Source organism: Aminiphilus sp. (assembly GCF_029975095.1).
Classification (GTDB): domain Bacteria; phylum Synergistota; class Synergistia; order Synergistales; family Aminiphilaceae; genus Aminiphilus.
The window spans coordinates 1-5569 of sequence record NZ_JARKPW010000019.1 but is presented as its reverse complement, the minus strand read 5'-3'; the positions used below and the strand labels follow the sequence as shown (position 1 = coordinate 5569).

Here is a 5569-nt window from a genome sequence, read left to right as displayed (position 1 = left end):
CCCACAAGCTCGCAAGAGTCTCTTCGAGGCGGTGAACCTTCATCTCGCCTCCCGGGGCTTGAGACTCTCCGAGGGAACCGACGCGCCCGCCACGATCATCCATGCTCCTTCGCAGGCGAAAACCTGAGAGAAGCAACGCGGCCGCGGAGATGCATTCCACGAAGAAGGGCAACCAGTACTCCTTCGGCATGAAAGTCCATGTCGGTGTGGACAAGGAAAGCAAACAGGTCAAAAGCCTCGTCACCAGGGGGCGAACGTACACGACTCCACCAGGATCGGTGAACTCCTGCACGGAGAAGAAAAAGGGACCTGCGGAGATTCGGCCTACATGGGCAAAACCGAAGAGATCCGAAAGAAAGCCCCGAATGCCGTGGATCATACCCAAAAGAGGGGTACGAAGAACAAGAAGCTCACCGAAGAAGAGAAAGAGAAAAACCGTCTTCTTTCAAAAGTCCGTTCACGCGTCGAACATGTCTTCCACGTCGTCACATGCGTCTTCGGATTTCCCAAGGTGCGCTATAAAGGGCTCGCTAAAAATACTTGTGCCGTCTACGTGCTCTTCGCCCTGTGCAATCTTTACATGGCGAGAGGTCTTCTCCTGTCCCCAAGGGGGTAGTGTCTCCAAAAATCGCTACCGGGGTTAAAAAAGGGTCGGAAGACGGAGATACTTTCTCCCTTCCGTTGCCATGAGTGCGGGAAACGTGGTCTTTACGGGGTATTGCCTCTTTTTCTCCCGCTGTGAACATTTTTCGAGAAACTTGTTCAGGGTTTCCCGAACATTGAACGCCCACTATGTCACGTCGGGGAGTGATGGTCGTGAAAACGGAACGTTCCTCCATGCGTCGCTACGACATCGATTGGCTGCGCATCTTTGCCATGGGCATGGTCTTTCTCTTCCACTGTGCCCGTTTTTTCAACAACGAAGGGTGGCATGTGAAGAACGATGAACTCAGCCTTGGAATGAGTGTCTTCGTCATGGTGGTGGGGCAGTGGACGATGCCGCTTTTTTTCGTTCTCTCGGCGGAGAGCGCCTCCTTTTCCCTCGCGAAACGGGACAACGGTCACTATATCCGGGAGAAATGCGCGCGCCTCCTGCTTCCGCTGCTCGTCGGCATTTTCTTTCTCGCGCCGCCCCAGGTCTATGTCGAGCGCTTGACCCACGGCGATTTTTCCGGATCCTTTCTGCAGTTTCTTCCCCATTACTTCGATGGTTTCTACGCGTTCGGCGGCAATTTTGCCTGGATGGGGCTCCATTTGTGGTACCTGGAAATTCTCTTTCTCTTCTCACTCCTGACCCTCCCGCTTTTTCGCCTGTTGTCGCGGCGCGTCTTTCGGGAGCGAATCGCTCGGGTTGCCGCCTACACGGAAAAGCGTGGCACGATCTTTCTCGCCGCCCTTCCCCTTGGTGTTTTGGAAGCGCTGGCCAACATGTGGCCCCAGGGAATCGGCATCCGCGCCTTCGGCGGCTGGAGCCCCCTGGTTTATCTCGGGCTCTTCGTGCTCGGATTTCTGTTCGCCCTGGACGAGCGGTTTCAGAGGAGGACCGAGAAAGAGTGGAAAACCGGGCTTGTTCTCGGTATTCTCGCGACGGTGGCGGGTATCGCACTTTCCACCGGAGGTTATTCGTCACGAAGTGTTCCCTTCGCTTTTCTGCGCACGTTCAACTGCTGGTGCTGGCTGGTGGCTTTGCTGGGTTTCGCCGGACGCTTTTGCACCTTCGAGAATGCCTTCCTTTGCTATGCCAACAAGGCGGTGCTCCCCTTCTATATGCTTCATCAGCCGGTGATCGTGCTTTCCGGCTTCCTCCTCATGCATGCGGCTATGGGTGTGGCGGCAAAATACGCGATTCTGGCAGCGACCTCCTTTGCCGTCGTCATGGCGCTCTTCGAGTGGGGGATTCTTCGGCATCGGGTATTGCGCGTGTTCTTCGGCATGAAGGCGTGAACACCGATGTTCATCCCCCCGGAGAAGGGACATTGCACGGAACCCGGCGAAGGCTGTTCCGAAAGAACATCGCTCCCCGCTGTCGCCCCGTGTCGTTTTCCGAGAAGCTGCTTTGTTCCGTGCCCTGTTCCCAGGACGGAGCTTGTCGGTGGAGTTCGTTGAAGGAGGCCGGAAAAAAATAGGAAAGGAGCGTGGTCTTCCATGAACTTCAGCTTTCTCTACGGCAGGGGCACGCATGAGTTCCGGCTCGACGAGGCCAGACTCTCCCAGGTGCTCCTTCCTCCCGAAGTGAAGGCGGTGCCCTGTACCGCCGCCGATGTGGAAGCCGCGCTGGACCACCCCGTGGGAACGCCGCCGCTTCTGGAGCAGCTTCGGGCGAAAAAACCCGAAAGGATCGTGGTGGTGGTGAACGACATCACCCGCCCCACTCCCTACGGGCTGCTGCTGCCTCCGGTGCTGCGGCGCTTCGCCGAGGCGGGTGTTTCGGACGAAAAAGTGACCCTGGTGGTGGCCACGGGCATCCACGATCCCCACACGCCGGAGCAGAACCTCCAGGTCTACGGGGAGGAGCTGGTCCGGCGCTTCCGGATCGTCTCCCACGCGGCGGACGATCCGGATTCCCTCGTTTCCCTGGGAACGCTTGCCACCGGATCGGAGCTTTGCGTCAACCGGTTGGTGGCCGAGGCGGATTTTCTGCTCACCCTGGGGGTCGTCATGCCCCATTACTTCGCCGGATATTCCGGGGGGCGGAAATCCATCCTCCCCGGCGTGGCCGGAAAGGAGTCGGTGGAGCGCAACCATGTGCGCATGGTGGCCCTCATGGACGATCTTCCCGACCTGGACGCCAATCCCCTGCACCTGGAGATGCTCGAGGCGGCCCGGAGGGTGGGGGTGGATTGCATCCTCAACGTGGTGACGAACGAGAACGGGGAGGTCGTGAAGGTCGTCGCGGGGGACGTGGAAAAGGCATGGAAGGAGGCGGTGGCCGTCTCGTCCGCCCTCTACGAGGTGCCCGTCGCGGAACGCGCCGACGTGGCCATCGTCTCCGCCTGCGGTCATCCCCGGGACATCAACGTCTACCAGGCCCAGAAGGCCCTGGACCACGCGGACAAGGCCACGAAAGCGGGAGGCGCCATCGTCCTCGTGGCGGACTGTCCCGGCGGCTATGGAGAGAGGGTCTTCGAGGAGTGGCTGAACACCGCCTCCCGCCCGGAGGACATCGTGGCGCGGATCCGGAGGGAGTTCAGAATGGGAGGGCACAAGGCCTTCGGCATCGCCAAGGTGGCGGCGGCGAAGAAGATCTATATGGTGACCTCCATGAGCGGGGAGAGGGTACGGAAGCTCTTCGCCGAAAAGGTCGCCTCCGTGGAGGAGGCCCTGGGCCGCATCGAGGCGGAGAGAGGAGCGGCGTTCCGCTGCATCGTCATGCCCCAGGGGAGTCTCACCGTTCCCGTGCTCGTCCCGGAGGGCCGGTGACGCGACGCCGGAAACGCTGAAGCGGGTGCTTCTGCGGTCCGATGTGCAAGGTGCCTTGGGCGCGCTTCGAAGTGCGCGGACGTGTCGGCGGGGCCCTCTCGAAGCGCAAGGTTTCCAGCGCCGCGCATCCGCCTTCTTCCGGCGACGAAGCCTTCCGGAAGGCCGGTCCGTTTCCGGGCGGAATGGTCCGATCCAGAGACGGGGGCAGTGCTACAATGACAGCGCAGGCTCAAACATCCGAAAAAACCGAGGAGGGTCCATCGCATGAAACAGCCCGTACATCCCGAAAGCGCGCCGAAACCCCTCGGCCCCTATACGCCGGGGCTTCTCGTGGGCAATCTGGTCTTTGTGGCCGGACAGGGGCCCCTGGATCCGAAGACGGGAGCGACCGTGGGCGACGCCATCGCGGAACAGACCCGGCAGGTGCTCACGAACATCCGCTCGATTCTCGAGGCGGCGGGAGCGTCCATGGACGAGGTGGTCAAGTCCACGGTGCACCTGGCGAACCTGGAGGATTTCGCGGCTTTCAACGCGGTGTACCGGGAGTTCTTTTCCGAGCCCTATCCGGTGCGCACCACCGTGGGAAGCGCCCTGCTCGACGACATTCTCGTGGAGATCGACGTCATCGCCGTGAAGAAGGCATAAAGCAGGTGAGCCCCCACCGGGCGGCATTCTCCCGTCCGGGAAGCTCCCACACGCGACGGTGCAGCTCGGCGAGGCGGAAGGGATCCAGGAGAAGTTCCATCTTCTCCCTCGCCGAGAGACTTCCTGGACCCAGGGCGAGGGCCTTTTCCTCGATCTCGAGGCGGCGGTTCTCCACGGCGGGGGCGGCGCGGCGGCGGCGCAGGAGCAGGGAGGTGTGGAGCTGGTGCACCACTGGGTCCGCCACGGCCCTGACGAACCCCTCGCCGGAGGGAATCGGCAGGGGCGAGTAGGGACGGGGCCGGTTCTGGTTCGCCTCCAGGTCGCGCAGCTCCCGGGGCGGGTCCGACTCCTCCGGAATGAGAAGGAGCTTCCACCGGCGGAGCAGGCGTCCCAGGGACGCTCCGCTGGTGAACACCGAGAGGAACGCTCCCAGGGCGAGGGGGCCGAGTACCGGCGAGATCCACCAGAAGAAGGTGGGGTTCGCCAGGTGGACCAGACCGCCCCAGAGCAGGGCGGCGACCATGCTCAGCCAATGCGCCCGGAGGGCGTCCCCCCAGGAGGTCTCCCGGTCGCTCCGGATCTGACTTCCCCAGGTGACGCGCCGCCCCAGCAGGGTCGTGACCACGAAGGTGGTGTGGAAGAACATGCGGACCGGCGCAAGCAGGGTGGACACCGCCACCTCCAGGAAGACGCTCGCCGCAAGTTTCCACGCGCCTCCGTAGAGATGGGCCTCTCGGTCCTTGAGGACGATGAGGAGCACCGCGAAGAGCTTGGGGAGAAAGAGCACCACCGCCGTGGAGGCGAGGAGCGTGATGGCCCAGTGGGGATACCACACGGGCCAGTCGGGAAAGAGCGCGGGGCCCGAAAAGTATTTGGGCTCGAGAATCGCCTCCAGAACCGCCTCGACGCTGCTGAGGAGCAGGAAGACGAACCAGAGGAGCGCCGAACCGTAGGACATGATGCCGTTCAGGAACAACGCCCGGTGGGCGGGAAAGAGCCCCCGGGTGAAGAGCAGCCGCAGGTGCTGCAGATTCCCCTGACACCACCGGCGATCCCGTTTCAGCTCATCCAGCAGTGTCGGGGGCGTTTCCTCGTAGCTGCCCCGCAGATCGTAGGCGAGCCACACGCTGAACCCGGCGCGGCGCATGAGGGCCGCCTCGACGAAATCATGGCTCAGGATGTCCCCTCCCAGAGGTCCCTTTCCCGGAAGACGCGGCAACTGGCAATGCTCCATGAAGGGGTGCACCCGGATGATGGCGTTGTGCCCCCAGTACTGGGCGTCACCGAGCTGCCAGAAATGGAGTCCCGCGGCGAACATGGGGCCGTAGACGTGGTTGGCGAACTGCTGCACCCGGGCGAGAAGGCTTTCCCGGTTCACCGCGGCGGGGGGTGTCTGGAGGATGCCCACGTCGGGCCTCCGTTCCATGATGCCCACCATGCGGAGCATGGTCTCCCCGGCCATGACGCTGTCCGCGTCGAAGACGATCATGTAGCGGTAGTTTTT

4 protein-coding genes and 1 pseudogene are annotated in these 5569 nt (G+C 62.3%); 4 read left to right on the top strand and 1 reads right to left on the bottom strand.

Annotated features, from left to right (window positions below; translation table 11 throughout):
- Window positions 1-259: 259 nt before the first annotated feature.
- From Q1K49_RS01125 to Q1K49_RS01110, 4 genes and pseudogenes are all read left to right on the top strand, one after another.
- Window positions 260-616 (top strand): annotated as a pseudogene (locus tag Q1K49_RS01125) (transposase); the annotation flags it as partial.
- A gap of 200 nt (window positions 617-816) precedes the next feature.
- Window positions 817-1944 (top strand): acyltransferase, encoded by a 1128-nt coding sequence (locus Q1K49_RS01120; protein ID WP_300521823.1) that lies wholly within the window; start codon window positions 817-819, stop codon window positions 1942-1944.
- A gap of 201 nt (window positions 1945-2145) precedes the next feature.
- Window positions 2146-3420 (top strand): nickel-dependent lactate racemase, encoded by a 1275-nt coding sequence (larA, locus tag Q1K49_RS01115; protein ID WP_300521821.1) that lies wholly within the window; start codon window positions 2146-2148, stop codon window positions 3418-3420.
- 264 nt (window positions 3421-3684) lie between these two features.
- Window positions 3685-4065 (top strand): Rid family detoxifying hydrolase, encoded by a 381-nt coding sequence (locus Q1K49_RS01110; RefSeq protein ID WP_300521813.1) that lies wholly within the window; start codon window positions 3685-3687, stop codon window positions 4063-4065.
- Here Q1K49_RS01110 and mdoH read toward each other — a convergent pair.
- The coding region (gene mdoH / locus Q1K49_RS01105; protein WP_300521810.1) for a glucans biosynthesis glucosyltransferase MdoH at window positions 4043-5569 on the bottom strand (1527 nt) is incomplete at its 5' end. The two genes, Q1K49_RS01110 and mdoH, sit on opposite strands and share 23 nt — an antisense overlap.

Bases quoted from the DNA above. Each gene is read 5' to 3' on its own strand.
- larA (WP_300521821.1), top strand. From the start codon at position 2,146: ATGAACTTCAGCTTTCTCTACGGCAGGGGCACGCATGAGTTCCGGCTC.
- Q1K49_RS01110 (WP_300521813.1), top strand. From the start codon at position 3,685: ATGAAACAGCCCGTACATCCCGAAAGCGCGCCGAAACCCCTCGGCCCC.